The organism is Pseudomonas sp. H1_G08, assembly GCF_054681355.1.
In genome coordinates this window covers 4,587,297-4,609,556 of sequence record NZ_CP162822.1, presented here as the reverse complement: position 1 = coordinate 4,609,556, position 22,260 = coordinate 4,587,297, and the positions used below count along the sequence as shown (strand labels likewise).

Annotated in this window: 23 protein-coding genes and 1 pseudogene; 9 read left to right on the top strand and 15 right to left on the bottom strand. The window is 59.6% G+C overall.

All coding sequences use genetic code 11. The features are described 5' to 3' along the window. Nucleotides 1-12: 12 nt before the first annotated feature. The 6 genes from AB4N85_RS21030 to AB4N85_RS21005 form a co-directional block, all read right to left on the bottom strand. On the bottom strand, nt 13-753 hold the full coding sequence (locus AB4N85_RS21030) for a hypothetical protein (RefSeq protein WP_252868469.1): 741 nt from the start codon (nt 751-753) through the stop codon (nt 13-15). Nucleotides 754-818: 65 nt separating this feature from the next. After that, nucleotides 819-1,199 carry a RidA family protein gene (locus AB4N85_RS21025; protein WP_014340863.1) on the bottom strand — a complete coding sequence of 127 codons (381 nt, stop codon included), beginning with the start codon at nt 1,197-1,199 and terminating at the stop codon, nt 819-821. Nucleotides 1,200-1,223: 24 nt separating this feature from the next. Then, on the bottom strand, nt 1,224-3,329 hold the full coding sequence (gene spoT / locus AB4N85_RS21020) for a bifunctional GTP diphosphokinase/guanosine-3',5'-bis pyrophosphate 3'-pyrophosphohydrolase (protein WP_460065723.1): 2,106 nt from the start codon (nt 3,327-3,329) through the stop codon (nt 1,224-1,226). A gap of 57 nt (nt 3,330-3,386) precedes the next feature. Further along, nucleotides 3,387-3,650 carry a DNA-directed RNA polymerase subunit omega gene (gene rpoZ / locus AB4N85_RS21015; protein ID WP_008030604.1) on the bottom strand — a complete coding sequence of 88 codons (264 nt, stop codon included), beginning with the start codon at nt 3,648-3,650 and terminating at the stop codon, nt 3,387-3,389. A 168-nt stretch (nt 3,651-3,818) separates the two neighbouring features. Beyond that, entirely contained in the window at nt 3,819-4,439 is a 621-nt protein-coding gene (gmk, locus tag AB4N85_RS21010) for a guanylate kinase (RefSeq protein ID WP_129997939.1), read from the bottom strand. 12 nt (nt 4,440-4,451) lie between these two features. Further along, nucleotides 4,452-5,315, bottom strand: a complete 864-nt coding sequence (locus AB4N85_RS21005; protein WP_016770639.1) for a YicC/YloC family endoribonuclease — start codon at nt 5,313-5,315, stop codon at nt 4,452-4,454. 268 nt (nt 5,316-5,583) lie between these two features. Between AB4N85_RS21005 and rph the strand changes: the two genes are divergently transcribed. From rph to gltS, 3 genes are all read left to right on the top strand, one after another. Then, nucleotides 5,584-6,306, top strand: coding sequence for a ribonuclease PH (gene rph, locus AB4N85_RS21000; RefSeq protein ID WP_027610407.1), 723 nt, complete (start codon nt 5,584-5,586; stop codon nt 6,304-6,306). A gap of 25 nt (nt 6,307-6,331) precedes the next feature. Then, the gene (locus AB4N85_RS20995; protein ID WP_016772541.1) at nt 6,332-6,700 is read left to right on the top strand and encodes a DUF4870 domain-containing protein; all 369 of its coding nucleotides are present in this window, start codon (nt 6,332-6,334) and stop codon (nt 6,698-6,700) included. A gap of 370 nt (nt 6,701-7,070) precedes the next feature. Beyond that, entirely contained in the window at nt 7,071-8,279 is a 1,209-nt protein-coding gene (gene gltS / locus AB4N85_RS20990; protein WP_056791569.1) for a sodium/glutamate symporter, read from the top strand. Nucleotides 8,280-8,347: 68 nt separating this feature from the next. Here gltS and AB4N85_RS20985 read toward each other — a convergent pair whose 3' ends face one another. Beyond that, a complete protein-coding gene (locus AB4N85_RS20985) occupies nt 8,348-9,127 on the bottom strand; it encodes an exodeoxyribonuclease III (RefSeq protein WP_016772543.1) in 780 nt (259 codons plus the stop codon). A gap of 82 nt (nt 9,128-9,209) precedes the next feature. Between AB4N85_RS20985 and pyrE the strand changes: the two genes are divergently transcribed. After that, nucleotides 9,210-9,854 carry an orotate phosphoribosyltransferase gene (gene pyrE, locus AB4N85_RS20980; protein ID WP_056791572.1) on the top strand — a complete coding sequence of 215 codons (645 nt, stop codon included), beginning with the start codon at nt 9,210-9,212 and terminating at the stop codon, nt 9,852-9,854. A 227-nt stretch (nt 9,855-10,081) separates the two neighbouring features. Here pyrE and AB4N85_RS20975 read toward each other — a convergent pair whose 3' ends face one another. From AB4N85_RS20975 to coaBC, 6 genes and pseudogenes are all read right to left on the bottom strand, one after another. Continuing rightward, nucleotides 10,082-10,264, bottom strand: a complete 183-nt coding sequence (locus AB4N85_RS20975; protein WP_236167771.1) for a hypothetical protein — start codon at nt 10,262-10,264, stop codon at nt 10,082-10,084. 115 nt (nt 10,265-10,379) lie between these two features. After that, nucleotides 10,380-10,610 (bottom strand): hypothetical protein, encoded by a 231-nt coding sequence (locus tag AB4N85_RS20970; protein ID WP_041476633.1) that lies wholly within the window; start codon nt 10,608-10,610, stop codon nt 10,380-10,382. 196 nt (nt 10,611-10,806) lie between these two features. Next, nucleotides 10,807-11,712 (bottom strand): acetylglutamate kinase, encoded by a 906-nt coding sequence (argB, locus tag AB4N85_RS20965; RefSeq protein ID WP_016772548.1) that lies wholly within the window; start codon nt 11,710-11,712, stop codon nt 10,807-10,809. Between the two features lie 17 nt (nt 11,713-11,729). Continuing rightward, nucleotides 11,730-13,133, bottom strand: a pseudogene (locus tag AB4N85_RS20960) (phosphomannomutase/phosphoglucomutase); the annotation flags it as partial. A gap of 303 nt (nt 13,134-13,436) precedes the next feature. Next, a complete protein-coding gene (dut, locus tag AB4N85_RS20955) occupies nt 13,437-13,892 on the bottom strand; it encodes a dUTP diphosphatase (RefSeq protein WP_041476635.1) in 456 nt (151 codons plus the stop codon). 5 nt (nt 13,893-13,897) lie between these two features. Then, nucleotides 13,898-15,106 (bottom strand): bifunctional phosphopantothenoylcysteine decarboxylase/phosphopantothenate--cysteine ligase CoaBC, encoded by a 1,209-nt coding sequence (gene coaBC, locus AB4N85_RS20950; protein ID WP_016772551.1) that lies wholly within the window; start codon nt 15,104-15,106, stop codon nt 13,898-13,900. Between the two features lie 133 nt (nt 15,107-15,239). Between coaBC and radC the strand changes: the two genes are divergently transcribed. Then, a complete protein-coding gene (gene radC / locus AB4N85_RS20945; protein WP_095181239.1) occupies nt 15,240-15,914 on the top strand; it encodes a RadC family protein in 675 nt (224 codons plus the stop codon). A gap of 145 nt (nt 15,915-16,059) precedes the next feature. On the opposite strand, the gene AB4N85_RS20940 is transcribed toward radC, so the two are convergent. Further along, nucleotides 16,060-17,646: an ABC transporter substrate-binding protein gene (locus AB4N85_RS20940; RefSeq protein WP_095181240.1), complete on the bottom strand. Its 1,587-nt coding sequence runs from the start codon at nt 17,644-17,646 to the stop codon at nt 16,060-16,062. Between the two features lie 446 nt (nt 17,647-18,092). On the opposite strand from AB4N85_RS20940, the gene rpmB reads away from it, so the two are divergent. Further along, nucleotides 18,093-18,326 carry a 50S ribosomal protein L28 gene (gene rpmB / locus AB4N85_RS20935; protein WP_007920377.1) on the top strand — a complete coding sequence of 78 codons (234 nt, stop codon included), beginning with the start codon at nt 18,093-18,095 and terminating at the stop codon, nt 18,324-18,326. 11 nt (nt 18,327-18,337) lie between these two features. Next, nucleotides 18,338-18,493 carry a 50S ribosomal protein L33 gene (gene rpmG, locus AB4N85_RS20930; RefSeq protein ID WP_016772554.1) on the top strand — a complete coding sequence of 52 codons (156 nt, stop codon included), beginning with the start codon at nt 18,338-18,340 and terminating at the stop codon, nt 18,491-18,493. Between the two features lie 203 nt (nt 18,494-18,696). Here rpmG and AB4N85_RS20925 read toward each other — a convergent pair whose 3' ends face one another. Beyond that, nucleotides 18,697-19,059, bottom strand: a complete 363-nt coding sequence (locus AB4N85_RS20925; protein WP_056791593.1) for a cupin domain-containing protein — start codon at nt 19,057-19,059, stop codon at nt 18,697-18,699. Between the two features lie 236 nt (nt 19,060-19,295). Between AB4N85_RS20925 and AB4N85_RS20920 the strand changes: the two genes are divergently transcribed. Together AB4N85_RS20920 and AB4N85_RS20915 are read left to right on the top strand one after the other, a co-directional pair. Next, nucleotides 19,296-20,789, top strand: a complete 1,494-nt coding sequence (locus AB4N85_RS20920; protein ID WP_041476638.1) for an aldehyde dehydrogenase — start codon at nt 19,296-19,298, stop codon at nt 20,787-20,789. Nucleotides 20,790-21,048: 259 nt separating this feature from the next. Next, on the top strand, nt 21,049-22,191 hold the full coding sequence (locus AB4N85_RS20915) for an MFS transporter (RefSeq protein WP_252868468.1): 1,143 nt from the start codon (nt 21,049-21,051) through the stop codon (nt 22,189-22,191). The last annotated feature ends 69 nt before the right edge of the window (nt 22,192-22,260 follow it).

Below are 22,260 nucleotides of genomic sequence, written 5' to 3'. Positions count from 1 at the left end.
CTTTTCAGCGGGTTACTGCTTTTCCAGCAACCACTTGCGCTCACCTGCGGCAAACTGCGGTTGCTCATCTGCCAGCGCAGCATTGACTGCCTGCAGAATCTCCAGCTCCTTGCCCTTGCGCACAAAGATCCAGTTGTTGCCCTGGCCATTGAGTTGCAGCCACATGCTGTCGTTGCCATTGCTCATGGACGCGCAATCGCCGGCCAGACACAAGGCATAACGGTCAACGCCCGGCAGGCCGGTCACCTGGCCGTCGGCCTGGAACTGCACGGTGCCGCCTTCACCCTGGCCGCTGGCGATGGTCCAGTTGCCGCCCAGGTATGCTGAGTAGAGCGCGCGTTCGAAGCTGGCACCGATTGGCGCGCCTTCCGGCACGGGGATTTGTGCGCGATCGAAGACTTGTTCGGGTTCGTTGTCGCTGGCAGCTTGTTGCAGGCGCCCGCCGTCGCGTTTCAGTTCGCTGGCGGAGCTGCCGTAGAAGTCGACCTTCCAGGCGCCGGACTCTCCGCCCAGCAGCCGTCCTTCGACGTTCTCAAAACCGTTGGTGTAGCGGGCCTGACCGGCCTTGGTGTTGACGTCCCACTCCAGATTCGGGCCGTAAGCCTGCAGCGCTTCACGCAGGGGACCGCCCTTGGCGGCGGCATCGATCGCCACCTGGTTGATCCAGGTGCCGCTGATGTCACGGTCGGCAGGGTCGCTGGCGCAGCCGCCGAGAAACAGGGCGAGCAGCGAGAGAGCTAGCGCTTTGCGCATGGTGAAATCCTTTCAAAACCTTTTCTTGCGGCAGTCGGCGCGGCGTGAAGGCCGCGCCGTGCGCATCACTCGATGACCAGAATGGCATCCATTTCAACCTGCGCACCCTTCGGCAGGGCGGCCACGCCAATGGCGGCGCGGGCAGGGTATGGCTGGTCGAAGTACTTGCCCATGATCTCGTTGACCTTGGCGAAGTGGCTCAGGTCGGTGAGGAAGATGTTCAGTTTGACGATGTCCTTGAACGAACCGCCGGCAGCTTCGGCCACGGCTTTGAGGTTCTCGAAGACCTGGACGGTCTGGGCTTCGAAGCCCTCAACCAGTTCCATGGTTTTTGGGTCCAGAGGAATCTGGCCCGACATGTACACGGTGTTGCCTGCCTTGATCGCCTGGGAGTAAGTACCGATGGCGGCCGGGGCCTTGTCGCTGGTGATGACGGTTTTGGTCATGTAGGACTCCTTGTAATAGGCAGGTTATGCGCGCATGCGGGTGATGCGGATCACCCCGGTCAAGGCGCGCAGTTTCTTGATCACGCGGGCCAGGTGCACACGGTCGTGGACGCTGACCACCAACTGCACGACGCTGATGCGACCATCGCGTTCGTCCATGCTGATTTTCTCGATATTGCCGTCGGCCGCGTTGACGCTGCTGGCCAGCAGGGCGATCAGGCCGCGCTGGTGTTCCAGCTCGACGCGCAACTCGACGTTGAATTCGCCGGTGACATCCTTGGCCCACGAGAGCTGGATGCATTTTTCCGGGTTGTGCCTGATTTCGCTGATGTTGCGGCAGTTATCCAGGTGCACGACCATGCCTTTGCCCGCCGACAGATGTCCGACAATCGGGTCGCCGGGGATCGGTGTACAGCACTTGGCGTAGCTGAGCACCAGGCCTTCGGTGCCGCGAATCGCCAGCGGACCTTCCGGGCTCGGCAGCTGCTCGCCTTCGCCAAGCAGGCGACGGGCGACCACGTACGCCATGCGGTTGCCCAGGCCGATGTCTTCGAGCAGGTCTTCGATCAGTTCGAGGCGGTACTCGGTAAGCATTGCTTTGACGCGCTCTGCCGGGATCTTCTCCAGGGAGCTGTCGAAACCGTTGAGGACCTTGTTCAGCAGGCGTTCGCCAAGACTGATGGACTCGGAGCGGCGTTGTAGCTTCAGCGCATGACGAATGTGCGTACGCGCCTTGCCGGTAACGACGAAGTTGAGCCATGCCGGGTTCGGCCGGGCGCCGGGAGCGCTGACGATCTCGACCGTGGAGCCGCTTTGCAGCGGTTCGGACAGCGGCGCGAGACGACGATTGATCCGGCAGGCGATGCAGCTGTTGCCGACATCGGTGTGCACTGCGTAGGCAAAGTCGACCGCCGTGGAGCCTTTTGGCAGCTCCATGATCCGGCCTTTGGGCGTGAACACGTAGACCTCGTCCGGGAACAGGTCGATCTTCACGCTTTCGATGAATTCCAGCGAGTTGCCGGCGCGTTGCTGCATTTCCAGCACGCCTTTGACCCACTGGCGAGCGCGGGCGTGCGTGCCTTTGGGCTGCTCGTCGCCGCTGGATTTGTACAGCCAATGGGCGGCGATGCCGTTGTTGGCCATTTCTTCCATTTCGCGGGTGCGGATCTGGATCTCGATCGGTACACCGTGCATGCCGAACAGCGTGGTGTGCAGCGACTGATAGCCGTTGGCCTTGGGGATCGCGATGTAATCCTTGAAGCGCCCTGGCAACGGTTTGTACAAATTATGCACAGCACCCAGTACGCGGTAGCAGGTATCGACCTTGTCGACGATGATCCGGAACGCGTAAACGTCCATGATCTCGTTGAAGGCCCGACGCTTGCCGCGCATTTTCTTGTAGATGCCGTAGAGGTGTTTCTGCCGACCGCTGACTTCGCCCTGGATGCCGTCGATGGCGAGGCAGTGACCGAGGGATTCTTCGATCTTGTTGACGATTTCCTTGCGGTTGCCCCGGGCGCGTTTGACCGCCTGGTAGATCCGCGCGGAACGCATCGGGTGCATGGCCTCGAAGCCGAGGTCTTCGAATTCGATGCGGATCGCGTGCATGCCCAGCCGGTTGGCGATGGGTGCGTAGATCTCGAGGGTTTCCTTGGCGATACGCCGGCGTTTTTCGCCGGACAGCACTTCCAGCGTGCGCATGTTGTGCAGACGGTCGGCGAGCTTGACCAGGATCACCCGGATGTCGCGCGCCATGGCCATGGCCATTTTCTGGAAGTTTTCCGCCTGGGCTTCGGCCTTGGTCTCGAAATTCATCTGGGTCAGTTTGCTGACCCCGTCGACCAGTTCGGCCACGGTTTCACCAAACTGCGCTTGCAGCGCTTCCTTGGCGATACCGGTGTCTTCGATCACGTCATGCAGCATCGCGGCCATCAGGCTCTGATGGTCCATGTGCATGTCGGCAAGAATATTGGCCACGGCAAGAGGATGCGTGACATACGCCTCGCCGCTGCGACGGCGTTGACCGTCATGGGCTTGTTCGGCGTAGAAATACGCTCGGCGGACCAGGTTGACCTGGTCGTTGCCGAGGTAGGTCGATAAGCGATCGGCGAGGGCGTCTATGCTCGGCATGATGATTCCTGCCGAAAGCTGTGACCCCGCGCCGTGCTACGTCGACCAGGCATAGGCTTAGACGGCCTCGTTCGACTCGTCCTCGAACGCTGCGAACAGCGGTTCATCCTGGACGATTTCCTGCTCGGCGATGAACTCGTAGCTCATCAGGCCTTCAGCAATTTCACGCAGCGCGACAACGGTCGGCTTGTCGTTTTCCCACTGCACCAATGGCTCTTTGCCGCCGGTGGCCAGTTGACGGGCACGCTTGGTAGAGAGCATGACCAGCTCAAAGCGGTTTTCCACGTGTTCTAGGCAGTCTTCAACGGTTACGCGGGCCATGGTATTCCTCGGAGCGAATGCAATATGCGCGCTGCCCGGTTGGGCGAGCGGACTGAGCAGTTTAAAAAATCACCAGCGATTAGGGAAGCGCTGATTTTTTGACCAGACCCTTCAACGCGCTGCAAGCACCAATGTAAAGCGCTTGCAGGCATTTTGGGAAGTGCTGTTTTAGCCGAGCAATTCAGCCAGCAATTTGCCGAAACGCACTTGCTGGCGTTTCTGTTGCAGCTGATTGGCGCGGAAAATCGCTTTCAGATCGTCCAGCGCGTGGGCGAAATCGTCGTTGATGATCAGGTAATCGTAATCGACGTAATGGCTCATCTCGCTGACCGCTTCGCGCATGCGGCCGTCGATGATCTCGTCGCTGTCCTGGCCACGATTGGTCAGGCGCTGGTGCAGGGCTTGCAGCGATGGCGGCAGGATGAAGATCGAGCGCGCTTGCGGCATCAGCTTGCGCACTTGCTCGGCGCCTTGCCAGTCGATTTCCAGAATCAGGTCGTGACCTTCGTCCAGAGTCTGTTGCAAACGGCTTTGCGAGGTGCCGTAGAAGTTGCCGAAGACTTCGGCGCGTTCAAGGAAGTCGCCGTGCTCGCCCATCTTCACGAACTCTTCGCGGCTCACGAAATGGTAGTTCACGCCATCCACTTCGCCCGGGCGCATGGCGCGGGTGGTGTGCGAGACCGAAACGCGGATCTCCGGGTCGGCGTCGGTCAACGCCTTGACCAGACTGCTCTTGCCCGCGCCCGATGGCGCGGAAATGATGTACAGGGTGCCGGTGTGTTGGGTCATGTCAGGGTAGCCTTACTCAATATTCTGCACTTGTTCGCGCATCTGCTCGATCAACACCTTGAGGTTGACGGCGGCCTGGGTGCTGCGCGGGTCGAAGGCTTTGGAGCCCAATGTGTTGGCCTCGCGGTTGAGCTCCTGCATCAGGAAGTCCAGACGCCGCCCGGCGGCACCACCGGACTTGAGCACCCGGCGGACTTCGATGATGTGAGTGCTCAGGCGATCCAGTTCTTCGGCCACGTCGCTTTTTTGCGCGAGGATGACCATTTCCTGTTCCAGGCGCTGCGGGTCGAGCTCAGCCTTCATGTCGGCGAAGCGGTCGAGAACCTTCTGGCGCTGGGTGGCGAGCATCTGCGGCACCAGTTCACGCAGGGTCACCACGTCTTCTTCGATGGAAGTCAGGCGGTCGTTGATCAAGCGAGCCAGCTCCGCGCCTTCGCGCTCGCGACCAGCCTTCAGATCCTTCAAGCCCTGATTGAACAGCGCCAGCGCTTCGGCGTTCAGCGCTTGCGGGTCGGTCGCATCGGCCACCAGCACGCCGGGCCAGGCCAGCACTTCCAGCGGATTCAGCGCAGCAGGATTCTTGATCAGCCCGGCAACGGTTTCCGCAGCGGCCACCAGTTGTGCGGCGCGTTCGCGGTCCACTTGCAGCGGTTTGCCGGTGCTTTCTTCGGTGAAGCGCAGCGTGCATTCCAGTTTGCCCCGCGACAGGCCCTGACGCAGTGCTTCACGCACGGCGCCTTCGAGGTCGCGAAACGATTCGGGCAAGCGCAGGTGCGGTTCCAGATAGCGGCTGTTGACCGAGCGCAGTTCCCAGCTCAGGGTGCCCTGAACGCCGGCTTTCTCGACGCGGGCGAAGGCGGTCATGCTGTGCACCATGGCGGTGACCTCGCAATGCAGATCGGCGCGAAACGCTGTTTCGCAGGCGCGATTTCAATGAATTTAAGCCGACTGGCAGCAAAGGCGCAGGATTGTAGCGCAGTGCGGCGAATGCGCCCAAACACACGGTGTGACAAAGCGCTGCAGCCCGTCGGTTATGCGCGCTCGAGGGGCTTCGGTCGTCGGCCGGCGGTTTTAACCAGTGCCCACTCGCGGTGCAGGGCTCTATAATGCTCGGCAGTTTTCCGTCCTCAGTACAGGTATCCCTATGAAACGTCCAAGTGGTCGCGCTGCCGATCAGCTCCGCTCGATCCGCATCACCCGCAACTACACCAAACACGCCGAGGGATCTGTACTGGTCGAATTCGGTGATACCAAAGTCATCTGCACCGTCAGCGTCGAAAATGGCGTGCCGCGCTTCCTCAAAGGCCAGGGCCAGGGCTGGTTGACTGCCGAGTACGGCATGCTGCCGCGCGCCACCGGTGAGCGTAACCAGCGTGAGGCCAGCCGTGGCAAGCAGGGCGGTCGTACTCTCGAAATCCAGCGTCTGATCGGCCGCTCCCTGCGCGCGGCGCTGGATATGTCCAAGCTTGGCGACGTGACCCTGTATGTCGATTGCGACGTGATCCAGGCCGATGGCGGTACTCGCACCGCGTCCATCACCGGCGCCATGGTTGCGCTGGTCGATGCCCTGAAAGTGATCAAGAAGCGCGGCGGCCTGAAAGGCGGTGACCCGCTCAAGCAGATGATCGGTGCAGTCTCGGTGGGCATGTACCAGGGCGAGCCGGTGCTGGATCTGGACTATCTTGAAGATTCCGCTGCTGAAACCGACCTGAACGTAGTGATGACCAGCACCGGCGGTTTCATCGAAGTGCAGGGCACTGCTGAAGGCGCGCCGTTCCAGCCTGAAGACTTGAACGCCATGCTGGAACTGGCGAAGAAAGGCATGAACGAGATCTTCGAACTGCAGAAGGCTGCACTGGCCGACTGAGGTTTTCGACCACAAGGAGGACATGATGAGTGACGAGCAAGAGTTGCTGCCCAAACCGAGCCAGGAGGTTCGCCAGTGGGCAATGTTCTGTCACCTGTCCGCCTTGCTGGGGATCTGGATTCCGTTCGGCAATCTGATCGGGCCGTTGATCCTATGGCAGATGAAGCGCGAGAAAGACCCTTTTATCGATGCACAGGGCAAAGAGGCGTTGAATTTTCAGATCACGGTGGCGATAGCCTCAATGATCTGCTTCCTGCTCATGCTGCTGATCATTGGTTTCTTCCTGTTTGGTTTGTTGGCGATCGCCGCACTGGTCCTGACGATCATTGCAGGGGTCAAAGCCAACGAAGGTTTCCCATACAGATATCCGTTCACCTGGCGATTGATCAAGTGAAAGTCTGTTGTGTCGCAATATGAAAATACCCCGACTTATCGGGGTATTTTTATTTGTGCAACTTAATAATTGGTTTTTGTTGTAGGACTAGTCTGTTAACGATGTGCGGTTTGGCATTTATTTGCTGATGTTCCTCTATTACATCTTTGGTCACAACTGATCGGTCCAGTGCTTATTCCCGTTCTTGTTATTGGCGCGAGCTGGTTGTTAAAGTTGCCCGATGTAATGTTTCGGTTGAAACATTCCGATATGTTCAAGCCATCGATGGCACTTGAATTCCCCAGTAATCAGTGTTGAGAAAATCAGCCGGTTCACCCGTCGAGCCCAGGTAAACGCTCGCCTCGTGAATACTTAGCCAAGAATAATCCACATGATTGAGCTCGATTTCTACGGCACGCTCGTGGCCGCTTCTTTAGTACTGCTGCTCGGACGCGGACTTGTTACGCGTGTCGGCTTTCTGCGAAGTTACAATATTCCTGAACCGGTAGCAGGCGGCCTTGTGGTTGCCGTGCTCCTGTTGATATTGCGCACTTTCGACATTGAAGTCCGCTTCGATACATCATTGCAAACCCCCCTGATGTTGGCTTTCTTTGCCACCATTGGCTTGAGTGCTGACCTTGCCAGTCTGAAGAAGGGCGGCCGCATTGTCGGTATCTTCCTGCTGGCGGTCATTGGCTTGCTGGTGGTGCAGAACGCCATGGGCATCGGGTTGGCAACCCTGCTCGGGCTCGACCCTTTGATGGGCTTGCTGACGGGCTCGATCACGCTGGCCGGCGGCCACGGCACTGGCGCTGCATGGGGCGCGGTGTTCAGCGAGAAATATGGCCTGGCGTCGGCTTCAGAGCTGGCGCTGGCCTCAGCGACGTTCGGTCTGGTGCTGGGTGGTCTGATTGGTGGGCCCGTTGCCCGGTTGCTGATCAAGCGCGTGCAAGTGCCGGGTTGCAATCCGCAACAAGCGCCGCGACTGCCAAGAGGTTTTGAACAGCCAAACAAGGAACGCTCAATCACGCCGTTTTCGTTCGTCGAGACGCTGGCGCTGATTGCCGTCAGCCTGCTCGCGGGCAACCTTCTGAATGGCGTTCTGCATGGCACTGCGTTCGAACTGCCGACGTTTGTTTGCGTGCTGTTTGTAGGTGTGGTGTTGCGCAACAGTCTGTCAGCACTTGGCTTGTATCAGGTGTTCGAGCGTGAAGTTTCCGTGCTCGGCAATGTCAGCCTCTCGCTGTTTCTGGCGATCGCGCTGATGTCGCTGAAGCTTTGGGATCTGGCGGCGTTGGCATTGCCGATCTTCATCATTCTGGCCGTGCAGGCGCTGGTCATGGCGCTGTTCGCGATTTTCGTAACGTTTCGGGTGATGGGCAGCAACTATGATGCCGCCGTACTCGCTGCGGGACACTGCGGCTTTGGGCTGGGTGCCACGCCTACGGCCATTGCCAACATGCAAGCGGTGACGCAGCGCTATGGCCCTTCGCAAATCGCGTTTCTGGTGGTGCCGATGGTAGGAGCGTTCTTCATCGATATCGTTAACGTCATCGTGATCAAGCTGTACCTGGCCTTGCCATTCTTCGCTGCGGTTTAGGAAGCACGGCGCATAAAAAATGCCCGCATCTCACGATGCGGGCATTTTCTTTGGCTGCGATACGACGCTTAGATGGTCAGCGTCCAGTCGTAGTCGACGATCAATGGTGCGTGCTGCGAGAACCGTGGCTGACGCGGCAGGCGTGCACTGCGCACCGAGCGACGCAGGCCCGGGGTCAGGATCTGGTAATCGAAACGCCAGCCCAGATTGAGCATCTCGGCCTGTTCGTTATCCGGCCACCAGCTGTACTGATCGCCTTCGCGGCTGACTTCGCGCAGCGCATCGACATAGCCCATGTTGCCGACAATCTCGTCCATCCAGGCGCGTTCCGGCGCCAGGAAGCCTGGAGATTGCTGGCTGTCGCGCCAGTTCTTGATGTCGAGTTTCTGCTGCGCAACGTACAGCGAGCCACAATAAATGTACTCGCGACGTTTGCGTCGCTGTTTGTCCAGGTACTTGCCGAAATCGTCCATGAGCTTGAACTTCTGGTTCAAGTCCTCATCGCCGTTCATCCCCGAAGGAAACAGCAAGGTGGCAATACTGACTTTGTCGAAATCTGCTTGCAGGTAGCGCCCGTAGCGGTCGGCCGTCTCGAAACCGAGACCGCTGATGACAGCCTTCGGTTGCAACCGCGAATACAAAGCCACGCCGCCTTGGGCAGGGACTTCAGCATCGCAGGCATAAAGGAAGTAGCCATCCAGTTGGAAGGCTGGGTCATCCAGTTCAAAGGCGGAGGCACGGGTGTCCTGCAGGCAGATGACGTCGGCATTCTGGGCTTGCAGCCAACTGAGCAAACCGCGCTCGACTGCCGCCTGAATACCATTGACGTTCACACTGATGATCCGCATAAATGGCCCCAAAAATCGCGTGCGTGTATGATACACGGCGTCAAGCTAATTAGCTAAATCCGTGGTATTTGGGGTTTTTTTCATGCAAGCGTATCAGCGCGATTTCATTCGTTTTGCCATCGATCGCGGCGTTTTGCGCTTCGGTGAGTTCACCCTGAAGTCCGGGCGCACCAGTCCCTACTTCTTCAACGCCGGCCTGTTCAACTCGGGTTCGGCCCTGGCGCAGCTGGGGCGTTTCTACGCCGCCGCCATCACCGAGAGCGGCATCCCCTTCGACGTTCTGTTTGGCCCGGCTTATAAAGGTATTCCGCTGGCGGCCACGACCGCCGTTGCGCTGGCCGAGCATCACGATCGTGACCTGCCGTGGTGCTTCAACCGTAAGGAAGCCAAGGCCCACGGCGAGGGCGGCAGCCTGGTTGGCGCGCCGCTGACTGGCGAAGTCTTGATCATCGACGACGTGATCACCGCCGGCACCGCCATTCGTGAAGTGATGCAGATTATTGCTTCCCAGGACGGCGCCAAGGCCGCCGGTGTGCTGATCGCACTGAACCGCCAGGAGCGTGGCAACGGCGAATTGTCGGCCATCCAGGAAGTCGAGCGCGACTTCGGCATTCCGGTGATCAGCATCGTCTCGCTGAATCAGGTGTTGGAGTTCCTCGCCGACGATCCGCAGCTCAAGCAACACCTCCCAGCCGTGGAAGCGTACCGCGCCCAATTTGGCGTGTGATACGCACCTGTAGGAGCTGCCGAAGGCTGCGATCTTTTGATCTTGTTTTTCAGGATCAAGATCAAAAGATCGTCCGATCGCGGCCCGAGCCTTCGGCAGCTCCTACAGTGGTCTACGCAGTTTTTGCCATTTGATCAGCAGTCTCAGCGCCAGTCCTGAGCGCCGGCCACGCCAGATTGAACATGAACGTAGTCAGGGTCAGCAGCAAGCCACTGACCGCGACGATGTCACTGAACGGCATTCAGACCCAGCGTCGCGCAGAGCAATGCGTGGGAATCTTCGCTGATCTCGAACTGTCCAGCGCGGCCCTTGCGTTTGGTGATGGGTTTGAAGGTCGGCTCGTTCTGGGTGATGAGCATGTTCAATTCATCGCGAATCACGTCGAGCTGATCACCACCAGAAAAGCGCATGGGCGATTTCGGCGTCGCCGATGCGCAAGGTCTTTTTCACCGGTTCCTTCTGTTCCTGCTCGAAAGCGTCGGCGTCGATCGTGAACGAGATCTGCATGGCTCAGGCGCTCCGGGATTATTTTTTGCTGGCAGCCGGCTTTTCGGTTTTTTCCGGGTACGGATCTTGAGGGGCGTCACCTTGGCCGGTGAGGGTTTTCCAGCCGTTCAGGACATGCGCCGTCTTGCGAAACTGCGGGCAGGGCGGCATTGAAGTCTTGGCTTGATTGGAATAACGATGACCGCAGTCCACGCATTCGTAGGTGCCTGCTGAAACATCGCTGCCGTAGGGAACGTAATCTTTCTGCATGAGTGAATCTCCGCTGGATGAGAGGAAGATCCTAGGGAGATTTGTTCTGAAGGGATGTCGGACGTTTCGCTGTGTCGAGTCAGGCGTTTCCTGCGCGCACAAAAAAGATCGCAGCCTTCGTCAGCTCCTACAGAAATTTCGCATCAACGAAATTTGCAGGCGCTGCCGCAGATTGCGATCTCCGGTGTATCAGCGATCAAGGACGCTTGCGATTGCTGATCAGCGTACCCACGCCAGTATCAGTGAAGATTTCCAGCAGAATCGCGTTCGGCACACGACCGTCGATGATCAACGAACTACCTACGCCACCCTGAACCGCTTCCAGTGCGCAGCGGATCTTCGGCAGCATGCCGCCGTAGATCGTGCCATCGGCGATCAGGTCGTCGACCTGCTGCGTGCTCAGGCCGGTCAGCACGGTGCCCGACTTGTCCATCAGGCCGGCAATGTTGGTCAGCAGCATCAGCTTTTCAGCTTTCAGTGCTTCGGCAACCTTGCCCGCCACCAGGTCGGCGTTGATGTTGTACGACTCGCCGTTCTCACCGACGCCAATCGGCGCGATGACCGGGATGAAGTTGCCTTTGACCAGCAGATTCAACAGCTCGGTATTGATGCCGACGACTTCGCCGACATGGCCGATGTCGATGATTTCCGGCTGGGTCATCTCCGGGGTCTGGCGGGAGACGGTGAGCTTCTTCGCCCGGATCAGCCCGGCATCCTTACCGGTCAGGCCGATGGCGCTGCCGCCATGGCGGTTGATCAGGTTGACGATGCTCTTGTTGACCTGACCGCCAAGGACCATTTCCACCACGTCCATGGTCGCCGCGTCGGTAACGCGCATGCCGTCGACGAAGTGGCTTTCGATCGACAGGCGCTTGAGCAGATCACCGATCTGCGGGCCGCCACCGTGCACGACCACCGGGTTGATGCCCACGGCTTTCATCAGCACGATGTCGCGGGCGAAGCCGGTTTTCAGCTCCTCGCTTTCCATCGCGTTGCCGCCGTATTTGATCACCAGGGTCTTGCCGACATAGCGTCGGATGTAAGGCAGCGCTTCGGACAGGACCTTGGCAGTGTTGGCGGCGGCTTCGCGTTCGAGGGTCATTCAGGGCTCCGGGTGGATCAGAACGGTAGTTGGAGATCAGGTGCAACGCGTTTCAGTTGGGCGTGGAACACATCCTTGATGCGCTGCAATTCAGCCTCGTCATCGGCCTCGAAGCGCAGCACCAGCACCGGTGTGGTGTTGGACGCGCGCACCAGGCCCCAGCCTTTGGCGTAATCGACACGCACGCCGTCGATGGTGGTCAGGTCGGCGCCTTCGCCCCACTGAGCATCGTGCAGTGCATCAATGATGCTGAATTTGCTCTCTTCGGTCACATGGATATTGATTTCCGGCGTGGAAATATCGTTCGGAAAGGTCGCAAACAGCTCTTCAGCAGTGGATTTTTCCTTGCTGAGGATCTCCAGCAGACGTGCGGCGCTGTAGATGCCGTCGTCGAAACCGAACCAGCGTTCCTTGAAGAAGATGTGCCCGCTCATTTCGCCGGCCAACAGTGCGCCGGATTGTTTCATTTTCTTTTTGATCAACGAGTGACCGGTCTTCCACATTAGCGGCCGACCACCGTATTCCTTGATCAATGGCACCAGGCGACGGGTGCATTTGACGTCGAAGATGATTTCCGCGTCCGGGTTGCGCGCCACTACGTCGCGAGCGAACAGCATCAGTAGGCGATCCGGGTAGACGATGCTGCCGGTATTGGTCACCACGCCAACGCGGTCGCCGTCACCGTCGAAGGCCAGGCCGATATCGGCGTTGGTCTCTTTGACTTTGGCAATCAGGTCTACGAGGTTTTCCGGTTTGCCCGGATCCGGGTGATGGTTCGGGAAGTTGCCGTCGACTTCGCAGAACAGCGGGATGACTTCGCAGTTCAGCGCTTCGATCAGTTGCGGGGCGATCACGCCGGCCGCGCCATTGCCGCAGTCGACCACGACTTTCAGGCGGCGGGCCAGTTTGATGTCCTGGACGATTTCGGTGTTGTAGCGGTCGAGGATTTCGACCTGAGTGACGCTGCCCTGGCCAGTGCTCAGGTCGTTGTTCTTGATGCGCTCGTGGAGCACCTGAATCTGCTCGTTGGCGAGGGTGTCGCCGGCGATGACGATTTTGAAGCCGTTGTAGTTCGACGGATTGTGGCTACCGGTGAGCATCACCCCGGACTTGCCGGCCAGCACGTTGGCGGCGTAGTACAGTGCCGGCGTTGGCACCAGGCCGACATCGCTGACGTGGCAACCGCTCTCGGCGATGCCGCGAATGAGTTCCGCGACCAGCTCCGGGCCGGACAGGCGACCGTCACGACCGACCGACACGTTCGGCTCGCCCTGGGCCAGGCTCTGCGAGCCGATGGCGCGACCGATCCAGTAGGCGGTTTCACCGTTGAGGAATTCCGGCACGGTGCCACGAATGTCGTAGGCGCGGAAAATGCTGTCAGGCAGCGTCGGGGCGATCTTGGCGGGGGTGCTCATCTGTGGACATGCTCCATCTCGAAAAGGGCGGGACAGACCGGCGAAAGATTCGACGGCAGGCTCAAACTGAAGGGTATGACGGCGTTTTCCACAGAGAGTTCGTGCTATGAAAGGGCCATGACGCCCCGGCTGGCGTGGCTTTCGGCCGGCAAAACCTTGATTTACGGTGTTAAAACCTGCTGCCGATATAGCGCATTTTTTGTGGCGAGGGGATTTATCCCCGATGGGCTGCGCAGCAGACCCAAAATCTTGGGGCCGCTTCGCAGCCCAACGGGGATAAATCCCCTCACCACCATAATTTCTATCCGGTTATTTGGTGCCAGTGTGGCCAAAGCCGCCGGTACCGCGCTCGGTCTCGACAAACTCTTCAACCATTTCGAAATGCGCCTGCACCACCGGTACCAGCACCAATTGCGCCAGGCGTTCGCCGACGGTCATGGTGAAGTCGCTCTGGCCGCGGTTCCAGCAGGAGACCATCAGCGGGCCCTGGTAATCGGAGTCGATCAGGCCGACCAGATTGCCCAGCACGATGCCGTGTTTGTGGCCCATGCCCGAGCGCGGCAGGATCAGCGCGGCGAGATTCGGGTCGCCGATGTACACCGACAGGCCGGTGGGAATCAGCACGGTTTCACCCGGTTTGATCACGATGTCCTGTTCCAGCATGGCGCGCAGGTCGAGGCCGGCGGAGCCCGGCGTAGCGTATTGCGGCAGCGGGAATTCGCTACCGATGCGTGGATCGAGGATCTTGGCTTGCAAAGCGTGCATGTAAATTAAACCTGGTTCAGACGTTCGGCGATAAAAGTGACCAGTTGGCGAGCGATCTTGCTCTTGCTGGTCTGGGCGAAAACCGTGGCGTGCAGCTCACGGTCGATGACGCTGCAGGCGTTTTCTTCGCTGTTGAAACCGATGCTCGGATTGGCGACGTCGTTGGCGACGATCAGATCGAGATTCTTGTCCTTCAGCTTGCGTGCAGCGTAGTCGAGCAGGTGTTCGGTTTCGGCGGCGAAGCCGACACTGAACGGACGGTCGGGACGGGTCGCGATAGTGGCAAGGATGTCCGGGTTGCGCACCATTTGCAGGACGAAGCCGTCACCGCTCGTAGGATCTTTCTTGAGTTTATGCGGGGCGACGACTTCAGGGCGGTAGTCCGCCACCGCTGCCGACGAGATGAACACGTCGCAAGGCATGGCCGATTCGCAGGCGGCGAGCATGTCGCGGGCGCTGACCACATCGATCCGCGTCACGCGATCAGGCGTCGGCAAGTGCACCGGGCCGCTGATCAAAGTGACACGGGCGCCGGCTTCCACGGCTGCTTCGGCGAGGGCAAAACCCATTTTGCCGGAGCTGTGGTTAGTGATGTAGCGCACCGGGTCGATGTTTTCCTGAGTCGGGCCGGCGGTGATCACCACATGCTTGCCGGTCAGGGCCTGGCGCTGGAAGCAATCAGCGGCGAGCAGGGCCAGATCGGTGGCCTCCATCATGCGGCCCATGCCGACGTCGCCGCAGGCCTGGCTGCCCGAGGCCGGGCCGAAAGTCTTCAGGCCACGGCTTTCCAGCAGTTGCAGGTTGGCCTGGGTCGCCGGGTCGCGCCACATCGCCTGATTCATCGCTGGCGCGACAGCAACCACGGCGTCGGTGGCCAGCACCAAGGTGGTCAGCAGATCGTTGGCAATGCCTTGGGCCAGACGGGCGATCAGGTCGGCGGTGGCCGGGGCGATCAGCACCAGATCGGCCCATTTCGCCAGCTCGATATGACCCATGGCGGCTTCGGCGGCAGGGTCGAGCAAGTCGAGGTGAACCGGGTGGCCCGACAGGGCCTGCATGGTCAGCGGGGTGATGAATTCGGCGCCGCCATGGGTCATGACCACGCGCACTTCGGCACCCTGGTCGATCAGGCGGCGAACCAGATCGGCGCTCTTGTAGGCCGCAATGCCGCCGCCGACGCCCAGAACGATGCGTTTCCGATACAGCCGCTGCATAGGTCTGCCTTTCATTTCGTTGATGACGGCGGCGCGATACCCCTCCCCAGGGTTGAATCGACCGCCAAAAAGATGGGCTACGATATCACAGCGACCGCTACGGAACAGCGGCGCCCACAGACAAGGAGGTGCTATGAGTATTCGCGATTGGCCGGCGGCGGAACGGCCGCGGGAAAGGCTGTTGGAACACGGCGCAGGGAGTCTTTCGGACGCTGAGTTGTTGGCGATTTTTCTGCGCACCGGATTGCCCGGAAAAAGCGCTGTCGACCTCGCCAGACATCTGCTGACGCAATTCGGTGGCCTGCGTTTGCTGCTCGAGGCCGATCAGGACGCATTCAGCAAACAACTGGGCCTCGGCCCCGCCAAGTTCGCGCAGCTGCAAGCCGCGCAGGAAATGAGCAAGCGCCATCTGGCCGAGCGCTCACGACAGAAACCGGCACTGGAGAACCCTCAGGTCGTCCGCGATTACCTCAAGGCGATGCTGCGGCATGAGCCGCACGAGGTGTTCGGCTGCCTGTTTCTCGATTCGAAACATCAGGTGCTGAATTTCGAGGCGCTGTTTCGCGGCTCGATCGACAACACCAGCGTGCACCCACGGGAGGTGGTGAAGCGGGCGCTGGCCAATAACGCGGCGGCGGTGATCCTGTGTCACAACCATCCGTCCGGCAACACCGATCCGAGTCAGGCAGATCGGCTGCTGACCAAGCGCCTGCAGAAAACCCTGGAACTGATTGACGTGCGAGTGCTCGATCACTTCATCGTCGGCGACGGCGAGCCGCTGTCGATGGCGGAGTGTGGTTGGATGTAGTTCTCGGCGCCGATTCTGGACCTTGTGGGAGCGAGCCTGCTCGCGAAGGCGTTTTATCAGTCAGCATCATTGTTTGCTGAAAGACCGCTTTCGCGAGCGGGCTCGCTCCCACAGATTGTTTCCATCCACCGGTGTGTCAGGCAGGTTATTTGAGGCTGATCTTGGAATAATCCTGCCGGCCAAACGGGCTGACGGAATAACCCTGAACATCCTTGCGCGTCAAAGCGTAGGCCGTCGGGTGCGCCAGTGGCAGCCACAATGCCTGCTGCTGGATCTGCGCTTGTGCCTGCTCATACAGCTTGGTGCGCACGCCTTGCTCGCTGGTGGTCTTGCCGGCGCTGATCAGCTTGTCCAGATCGGCGTTGCAGTACCGGGCGAAGTTGGTCCCGGACTTCACTGCTGCGCAGGAAAACTGCGGGGTGAGGAAGTTGTCCGGGTCGCCGTTGTCACCGGCCCAGCCCATGAACAGCAGATCATGTTCGCCGGCCTTGGCGCGACGAATCAGCTCGCCCCATTCGATCACACGAATTTCTGCCTGGATGCCGATCTCGGCCAGATCCGACTGCAGCATCTGCGCGCCGAGGCTTGGGTTCGGGTTGAGCAGGCTGCCCGATGGCCGCGTCCAGATCGTGGTCTGGAAGCCGTCCTTCAAGCCGGCCTTGGCCAGCAGCGCCTTGGCCTTGGCCACGTCGTGCGGATAGCCCGGCAGGTTCTTGGCATAGCTCCAGGTGTTCGGTGGGTATGGCCCATTGGCTGCCTCGGCGGTGTCTTCGAACACGGCTTTGATGTAGTTGGCCTTGTCGAAGGCGAGGTTGATCGCCTGGCGCACTTCCGGCTTGTCCAGCGGCGGATGCTGGCTGTTAATGCCCACGAAAGCGGTCATGAACGCGTCAGTCTTTTCGACTTTCAGTGTCGGTTCCTTCAGCGCTGCCTGTACATCCAATGGTTTCGGCGACAGGGCGATCTGGCACTCATTGCGCCGCAGCTTTTGCAGGCGCACGTTGGCGTCCGGCGTGATGGCGAAGATCAACGGGTCGACGGCAGGCTTGCCATGGAAATAATCCGGGTTGGCCTTGTAGCGAATCGCCGCGTCTTTCTGGAAGCGATTGAACACGAACGGACCGGTGCCGATCGGCTGGCTGTTGAGTTTGTCGGTGGCGCCGGCCTTCATCAGTTTGTCGGCGTATTCGGCGGAATAGATCGAGGCGAAACCCATGCTCAGGGTCGCGAGGAAGGTCGAATCCGGATGATCAAGCGTGAAACGCACGGTGAGCGGGTCAAGGGCGTCGATCTTTTTGATCAGGGTTGGCAGCTGCATCGACTGCGCATGCGGGAAGCCGCTCTGCGCGACTTTGTGCCACGGGTTGGCGGGGTCGAGCATGCGGTCGAAGCTGAATTTGACGTCTTCGGCACTCAGCTCGCGGCTCGGCTTGAAGTACTCGGTTGTATGAAATTTCACCTGCGGGTGTAGCTTGAATACATACGTCAGGCCATCAGTGCTGACTTCCCAGCTGTCGGCCAGGCTCGGGATGACTTTGCCGCTGGCGGTGTCGAAATCCACCAGGCGGTTCATCAGTACGTCAGCTGAAGCATTGGTGGTGGTCAGCGAGTTGTACTGCACCACGTCGAACCCTTCAGGGCTGGCCTCGGTGCACACGCTCAACGCGGCGGCCTGGGCAAGGGGGCTCAGCAGGAGCGGGGCGAGCAACAGGGGTAGGGCAGCGAGGCGCATGGTCGGTTTCCTTTACAGATCGAAGGCCCATCTGCAAGTGCAGTCTGGAAAAGTCCTACCCTAGAGCTCTGAATTGCAAATGACTATCCCCTTTTTGCATTTTCAGGCGCACTCTTGCGCGGTTTCGAGCGTGGGCCGCCCGATGAAAAGTCTGAATCGCCTGTAGGACGGGATTTCTGCGACGAGTGGTCAAAACTGGCCGCAGCCTTTGTCCAAGGCGTCTGCGGCGGAAAAAATCGCCCTTTTGCCGATTGATTGCACACCGATTGTTGTTGCACCCCGGTCTTTCTGGTATAAAGCAGCGCTCTTTTCTAGGGGCCCGGTTCCTTCACTGTAGGTGTAGCCGGTAAGACCTCTAAAGAAACGCGGCGCCTGGCGCCAAATGACTGAGAGATTAAGCGGCCAACCCATGCCGGGTTGGGCATGTGGTTTTAGAGGGCTGAGGCATGTCGAGAGTATGTCAAGTTACCGGTAAGGGTCCGGTGACTGGGAATAACATTTCCCACGCAAACAACAAAACCCGTCGTCGTTTCCTGCCGAACCTGCAGCATCACCGCTTCTGGGTTGAAGAAGAGAAACGTTTTGTGCGTCTGCGCGTATCTGCCAAAGGCATGCGTATCATCGACAAGCGGGGCATCACTGTCGTGCTCGCCGAACTTCGCCGCGATGGCAAGATTTAAGGGAGCTAATCATGCGTGAATTGATTCGTTTGATCTCGAGCGCCGGTACTGGTCACTTCTACACTACCGACAAGAACAAGCGTACTACCCCGGACAAAATCGAGATCAAGAAATATGATCCGGTTGTTCGCAAGCACGTGATGTACAAGGAAGGCAAAATCAAGTAATTGATTTTTCCTGACTGCGAAAAAGGCCCGTATCGTGAGATACGGGCCTTTTTTTTGCCTTGGATTCTGCGGTGACCGGTTGGGCCTTATCGCTGGCAAGCCAGCTCCCACATTGATTGCCGGTCTTCACAGAACCTGTGTCATGCACAAAACCTGTGGGAGCTGGCTTGCCAGCGATGAGGGCCGATCAGCCAGCAAACATCTCAAGCCTTCTGTTCAAAGATCACATAAACCTTGCGGCAAGCCTCCAGCACTTCCCAGGTGCCGCGAAAACCCGCCGGGATCACGAAGCGATCGCCAACGCGCAAGGTCTTGGCATTGCCATCGCTGTCACGCAATACCGAAACCCCCTGCAGAATCTCGCAGTACTCATTCTCGGTGTAATTCACCGTCCACTGGCCCACCGCGCCTTCCCACACACCAACGCCCATTTGCCCACAAGGGCTGTCGTATTGATGAAACACCGCTTGCTCAGGGTCGCCTTTGAGCACTTTCGCCGGGTCCGGGCGATAACGCTCGGCTGCGCTGCTGGCGAGGCTGATGTCGACGACGTTCTGGATGTTCATTGTTGTTTTCTCCGTTAATGACGGCGCGTTGGCTGGAATGGGCCAAAGTCTATGTTTATTAAAATGAACACCGCAAGGCCGTATGGCCAGCTTATGTCAAATATATTGAAACAAACCCGGTCGCTGGTTTAGGGTGGCGGGTGCCTCGGGCCGAAAGTGCAGGCTGGCCGGGCAGAATTCTTGAACAGCGCCGCAGCGCTTGCGGTGCTCGTATTCAATAAGAGGAGGACACCCGAATGACCACCCTGACTCGTGCCGACTGGGAACAACGCGCCCGCGATCTGAAAATCGAAGGCCGCGCCTTCCTGAATGGCGAATACACCGACGCCGTTTCCGGCGAAACCTTCGAATGCATCAGCCCGGTCGATGGCCGCTTGCTCGGCAAGATCGCCAGCTGCGACGCCGCCGATGCTGACCGTGCTGTAGAAAACGCCCGCGCCACCTTCAACTCCGGCGTCTGGTCGCGCCTGGCGCCGACCAAACGCAAAGCCACCATGATCCGCTTCGCCAGCCTGCTGAAACAGCACGCCGAAGAACTCGCGCTGCTGGAAACCCTCGACATGGGCAAGCCGATCAGCGATTCGCTGTACATCGACGTGCCGGGTGCGGCGCAGGCGCTGAGCTGGAGCGGTGAAGCGATCGACAAGATCTACGACGAAGTCGCCGCGACCCCACATGATCAACTGGGCTTGGTGACTCGCGAGCCGGTGGGCGTGGTCGGCGCTATCGTGCCGTGGAACTTCCCGCTGATGATGGCTTGCTGGAAACTCGGCCCGGCGCTGTCGACCGGTAACTCGGTGATCCTCAAGCCGTCGGAAAAGTCGCCGCTGACCGCCATCCGTATCGCTGCGCTGGCCATTGAAGCCGGTATTCCGAAAGGCGTGCTCAATGTGCTGCCGGGCTATGGCCACACCGTCGGCAAGGCGCTGGGTCTGCATAATGATGTCGACACGCTGGTCTTCACCGGCTCGACCAAGATCGCCAAGCAACTGATGGTCTACGCCGGCGAATCGAACATGAAGCGCGTCTGGCTGGAGGCCGGCGGCAAGAGCCCGAACATCGTCTTCGCCGATGCGCCGGATCTGCAGGCCGCCGCTGAATCCGCCGCCAGCGCCATCGCCTTCAACCAGGGCGAAGTCTGCACCGCCGGTTCGCGTCTGCTGGTCGAGCGCTCGATCAAGGACAAATTCCTGCCGATGGTGATCGAGGCGCTGAAAACCTGGAAGCCCGGCAATCCGCTGGACCCGGCGACCAACGTCGGTGCGCTGGTCGATACCCAGCAGATGAACACCGTGCTGTCGTACATCGAATCCGGCCATAGCGATGGCGCCAAACTGGTCGCCGGCGGCAAGCGCATCCTCCAGGAGACCGGTGGCACTTACGTCGAGCCAACCATTTTCGATGGTGTGAGCAATGCGATGAAGATTGCTCAGGAAGAGATTTTCGGCCCAGTGTTGTCGGTGATCGCTTTCGACAGCGCCGAAGAAGCCATCCAGATTGCCAACGACACGCCATACGGTCTGGCCGCAGCGGTGTGGACCCAGGACATCTCCAAGGCGCATCTGACTGCCAAGGCCCTGCGCGCCGGTAGCGTGTGGGTCAACCAGTACGATGGTGGCGACATGACCGCGCCGTTCGGTGGCTTCAAGCAGTCGGGCAACGGTCGCGACAAATCGCTGCACGCCTTCGACAAGTACACCGAGCTGAAGGCGACGTGGATCAAGCTGTAAGACGTTAGCGAGCCCGGTCACTCCGGGCTTCCTGACCAAACAGAGATCCCCTGTGGGAGCGAGCTCTGTGGTGAGGGGATTTATCCCCGTTTGGCTGCGAAGCAGTCGCTAAACCATTGCACGAGGTGTACCTGGTACATCGTGGTTGCAGGTTTTGGGGCCGCTGCGCGACCCAACGGGGATAAATCCCCTCGCCACAGGGGCTCGCTCCCACAGTGATTTTGTGGTGCATATAAAAATATCCACAGGAGCGTGGAACATGCGGTGGGCGACGTATTTCGCCGTGTTGGCGTCTGTCTTGAGTGTCGGTCTGGCCCTGGGGGTCAGCATGCCGCTGGTGTCGTTGCGTCTGGAGGGCTGGGGCTACGGCTCGTTCGCCATCGGTGTGATGGCAGCCATGCCGGCAATCGGCGTGCTGCTCGGGGCGAAGGTCTCCAGCCATCTCGCTGCGTATTTCGGCACGGCGAACCTGATGCGCCTGTGCCTGTGGGCCGGGGCATTGTCGATCGGCCTGCTGGCGCTGCTGCCGAGTTATCCGATCTGGTTGCTGCTGCGGTTGCTGATCGGTGTGATCCTGACCATCGTGTTCATTCTTGGCGAGAGCTGGATCAATCAGCTGGTGGTCGAGCAGTGGCGCGGGCGTCTGGTGGCGCTGTATGGCAGCAGCTATGCGCTGAGCCAGCTGTCCGGTCCGTTGCTGCTGGGTGCGCTGGGTACCGAGCATGATTACGGTTTCTGGGTCGGGGTCGGTCTGCTGACGCTCTCGCCTTTCCTGCTGCTGGGGCGCAGCGGCGCGCCGAGCAGCGAGGCCAACAGCGTCACGTTTGGCGATCTGTGGGGCTTTGCCCGTGAGCTGCCGGCGATTGCCTGGGCGGTGTCATTGTTCGCCGCGTTCGAAGCGATGATCCTGACGCTGCTGCCGGTGTACTGCCTGCAACAGGGGTTCACCGCCGAAATCGCGCTGGCCATGGTCAGCACCGTGGTGGTCGGCGATGCGCTGCTGCAATTGCCGATCGGCGCATTGGCCGATTACCTGTCGCGGCGCACGCTGTTCGCTGGTTGCGCGGTGGTGTTGATGCTGTCGAGTCTGGCCATTCCGATGTTGCTCGACACGCTGCTGATCTGGCCGCTTTGGGTGCTGTTCGGCGCCAGTGCTGGCGGCTTGTTTACCCTGTCGCTGATTCTGATTGGCGAGCGTTATCGTGACGATGCGCTGGTGCGCGCCAATGCGCATATTGCCCAGTTGTGGGGTGTCGGTTGTCTGGTCGGGCCGTTGGCGGCGGGGGCGGGGAGTCAGTGGATCAACGGGCATGCGTTGCCACTGTTGATGGCGGCGGGGGCTTTCGGGTTGGTTATCCTGTTGTTGCGCCAGGGCGCCTTCGGCAAAATCCAGACTGCTTGAGATCAAAAGATCGCAGCCTTCGGCAGCTCCTACAGGGCAAACGCATTTCCAACTGTAGGAGCTGCCGAA

Bases quoted from the DNA above. Each gene is read 5' to 3' on its own strand.
- dut (WP_041476635.1), bottom strand. From the start codon at position 13,892: ATGCACGCTTTGCAAGCCAAGATCCTCGATCCACGCATCGGTAGCGAA.
- gmk (WP_129997939.1), bottom strand. From the start codon at position 4,439: ATGACCCAACACACCGGCACCCTGTACATCATTTCCGCGCCATCGGGC.
- AB4N85_RS20985 (WP_016772543.1), bottom strand. From the start codon at position 9,127: ATGCGGATCATCAGTGTGAACGTCAATGGTATTCAGGCGGCAGTCGAG.
- rph (WP_027610407.1), top strand. From the start codon at position 5,584: ATGAAACGTCCAAGTGGTCGCGCTGCCGATCAGCTCCGCTCGATCCGC.
- AB4N85_RS20925 (WP_056791593.1), bottom strand. From the start codon at position 19,059: ATGAACATCCAGAACGTCGTCGACATCAGCCTCGCCAGCAGCGCAGCC.
- spoT (WP_460065723.1), bottom strand. From the start codon at position 3,329: ATGCCGAGCATAGACGCCCTCGCCGATCGCTTATCGACCTACCTCGGC.
- argB (WP_016772548.1), bottom strand. From the start codon at position 11,712: ATGACCCTCGAACGCGAAGCCGCCGCCAACACTGCCAAGGTCCTGTCC.
- pyrE (WP_056791572.1), top strand. From the start codon at position 9,210: ATGCAAGCGTATCAGCGCGATTTCATTCGTTTTGCCATCGATCGCGGC.
- rpmG (WP_016772554.1), top strand. From the start codon at position 18,338: ATGCGTGAATTGATTCGTTTGATCTCGAGCGCCGGTACTGGTCACTTC.
- AB4N85_RS20995 (WP_016772541.1), top strand. From the start codon at position 6,332: ATGAGTGACGAGCAAGAGTTGCTGCCCAAACCGAGCCAGGAGGTTCGC.
- radC (WP_095181239.1), top strand. From the start codon at position 15,240: ATGAGTATTCGCGATTGGCCGGCGGCGGAACGGCCGCGGGAAAGGCTG.
- AB4N85_RS20970 (WP_041476633.1), bottom strand. From the start codon at position 10,610: ATGCAGAAAGATTACGTTCCCTACGGCAGCGATGTTTCAGCAGGCACC.
- coaBC (WP_016772551.1), bottom strand. From the start codon at position 15,106: ATGCAGCGGCTGTATCGGAAACGCATCGTTCTGGGCGTCGGCGGCGGC.
- gltS (WP_056791569.1), top strand. From the start codon at position 7,071: ATGATTGAGCTCGATTTCTACGGCACGCTCGTGGCCGCTTCTTTAGTA.
- AB4N85_RS20920 (WP_041476638.1), top strand. From the start codon at position 19,296: ATGACCACCCTGACTCGTGCCGACTGGGAACAACGCGCCCGCGATCTG.
- AB4N85_RS21030 (WP_252868469.1), bottom strand. From the start codon at position 753: ATGCGCAAAGCGCTAGCTCTCTCGCTGCTCGCCCTGTTTCTCGGCGGC.
- rpmB (WP_007920377.1), top strand. From the start codon at position 18,093: ATGTCGAGAGTATGTCAAGTTACCGGTAAGGGTCCGGTGACTGGGAAT.
- AB4N85_RS20940 (WP_095181240.1), bottom strand. From the start codon at position 17,646: ATGCGCCTCGCTGCCCTACCCCTGTTGCTCGCCCCGCTCCTGCTGAGC.
- AB4N85_RS21025 (WP_014340863.1), bottom strand. From the start codon at position 1,199: ATGACCAAAACCGTCATCACCAGCGACAAGGCCCCGGCCGCCATCGGT.
- AB4N85_RS20915 (WP_252868468.1), top strand. From the start codon at position 21,049: ATGCGGTGGGCGACGTATTTCGCCGTGTTGGCGTCTGTCTTGAGTGTC.
- AB4N85_RS21005 (WP_016770639.1), bottom strand. From the start codon at position 5,315: ATGGTGCACAGCATGACCGCCTTCGCCCGCGTCGAGAAAGCCGGCGTT.
- rpoZ (WP_008030604.1), bottom strand. From the start codon at position 3,650: ATGGCCCGCGTAACCGTTGAAGACTGCCTAGAACACGTGGAAAACCGC.
- AB4N85_RS20975 (WP_236167771.1), bottom strand. From the start codon at position 10,264: ATGCGCTTTTCTGGTGGTGATCAGCTCGACGTGATTCGCGATGAATTG.